We start from the raw sequence: 1,680 nt of genomic DNA, 5'->3' as shown, positions 1-1,680 counted from the left end.
TGTTCTGCCTCCCTCGGAACGGGACAAACCTAACCGCCGTGCTACACCCGGTCGAGGACAAACCGTTCATGTCGAAGCGAACCCGCAGGAACCATACGAGCGAGCAGAAGGCTGCGCTGCTGAAGCGTCACCACCTGGAGAAGGTGCCCGTTTCGAGCATCTGCGACGACTCGAAGCTGCAGCCGAGCCTCTTTTACACCTGGCAGCGGCAGCTCTTCGAGAACGCGTCCGTCGTGTTCGAGGGGCCGCCGAAGGACGGGCCTTCGGCGCGCGAGCGTGAGCTCGAGGCGCGCGTCGCGCAGCTCGAGGCCAAGCTATCGAAGAAGGACGCGGTGATCGCGGAGATCTCCGAGGAATACGTCAAGCTGAAAAAAGAACTTGGGGAGCCCTGACCGGCCGGTGGGTTCCCCACGACACGCGGGACGAGGTGGTCGACTTCGTCCGCGTGTGGGCCGACAAGACGGATATCATCGCGGAGAGCTTCATTCGCTGGCTCGGCATCGCGCGCAGCAAGTTTTTCGAGTGGAGAAGGCGCTACGGCAAGGCGAACGAGCACAATGCACAGGTGCCGCGCGACTTCTGGATCGAGCCCGAGGAGCGGCAGAAGGTGCTCGACTTCCACGCGAAGAACCCGCTCGAGGGCTATCGACGACTGACGTTCATGATGCTGGACCAGGACGTCGTCGCCGTCAGTCCGTCGACCACCTATCGGATTCTGTCGGCGGCAGGTCGCCTCGACCGCTGGAATCGTGGCCCCTCGAAGAAGGGCACGGGCTTCGTGCAGCCGCTCCGGCCGCACGAGCACTGGCACATCGACATCGCCTACCTGAACGTGGCTGGCACGTTCTATTACCTGTGCTCGCTCCTGGACGGTGCGAGTCGCGCCATCATCCACTGGGAGATTCGCGAATCGATGACCGAGCTCGACGTCGAGTGCATCGCGCAGCGTGCACGCGAGAAGTACCCGAACGAGAGGCCGCGCATCATCTCGGACAACGGGCCGCAGTTCGTTGCGAAGGACTTCAAGGAGTTCATCCGGATCGCGGGCATGACGCACGTGCGCATCTCGGTCAGCTACCCGCAGTCGAATGGCAAGATCGAGCGCTGGCACAGGACGCTGAAGAGCGACGCGATTCGCGTGACACCGCCATCGTCGCTCGCCGACGCGCGGGGCGTCGTCGGGCGTTTCGTGGACCATTACAATAGCGTGCGTCTGCACAGCGCCATCGGGTACATCACCCCGAACGACGCCCTCGCGGGCCGAGCCGAGACTATCTGGGCCGAACGCGACGCGAAGCTCGAAGCAGCTCGTGAGGCCCGACGGCAGCGTCGCGTCGCAGCGAAGGAGGCTGCATATCCGGAGCTCCAAGCCCCCGCCGGAGGCTCCGTCTGCCCGTCGCCCGCGTAATCGCGGAGCCGCCGCGCGCAGCAAAGGGCAAGCTCGCGCCCGGAGCCACCCGCAGCCGCGGCAAAAAGCGTTGCGGCTGCACATGGCAGCGACGCCGCAGCCCGTGAGCCGAGCGCGGCGAGGATGGCGAGGCCGCGAGCTTGCCCAACGCGAGCACGGTGGCACCCATCGTGGTGCGATGGGCCTCGCGCCTCCAGCGCTTATAACTTGCCTTGGAGTGGTTTTACTTTACTATACCGAGGCCGCAGTCCTGTTCACGGGGAACCAGTACA

General features: G+C 64.8%; 2 protein-coding genes. Both read left to right on the top strand.

Going from position 1 to position 1,680, the window contains the following annotated elements; genetic code table 11:
- Positions 1 to 392 (top strand): transposase (locus GF068_RS43205; protein WP_206079685.1); only part of this gene is annotated, 392 nt, incomplete at its 5' end.
- Between the two features lie 35 nt (positions 393 to 427).
- On the top strand, positions 428 to 1,408 hold the full coding sequence (locus GF068_RS43200) for a DDE-type integrase/transposase/recombinase (RefSeq protein ID WP_206079684.1): 981 nt from the start codon (positions 428 to 430) through the stop codon (positions 1,406 to 1,408).
- The last annotated feature ends 272 nt before the right edge of the window (positions 1,409 to 1,680 follow it).

Origin of the sequence: Polyangium spumosum, from assembly GCF_009649845.1 — a bacterium.
In the GTDB taxonomy this organism is placed as follows: domain Bacteria; phylum Myxococcota_A; class Polyangia; order Polyangiales; family Polyangiaceae; genus Polyangium; species Polyangium spumosum.
The sequence above is the reverse complement of the archived record's forward strand: the minus strand, read 5'-3'. Positions and strand labels throughout refer to the sequence as shown.